At 60.2% G+C, this 249-nt stretch carries 1 pseudogene; it reads right to left on the minus strand.

Annotation, left to right across the window (positions count from 1 at the left end):
* Positions 1 to 249 (minus strand): annotated as a pseudogene (locus tag AF337_RS41290) (epoxide hydrolase N-terminal domain-containing protein); the annotation flags it as partial.

Consider the following 249-nt stretch of genomic DNA (forward strand, 5'->3'; position numbering starts at 1 on the left):
ATCCGTGAGCGGCCCGACGACGTCAAGCAACTCGAAGACCGAACCCGGCCAGCCGTGGGTCATGATCAGCGGCAGCGCGTTTTCATGGCGGGAGCGGACATGGATGAAATGAATGTCCAGTCCATCGATATTGGTGAGAAACTGCGGAAAGCTGCCAGTAACGCACCAGTTCCTTCAGCCTGTCCGGCTGAACGCCCTGCGAACGATCCATCACGGTTTCGCCGTCGGGCCAGCGGGTCTCGGTGAGAC

It is taken from the genome of Rhizobium ecuadorense (assembly GCF_001187535.1).
Taxonomy (GTDB): Bacteria; Pseudomonadota; Alphaproteobacteria; order Rhizobiales; family Rhizobiaceae; genus Rhizobium; species Rhizobium ecuadorense.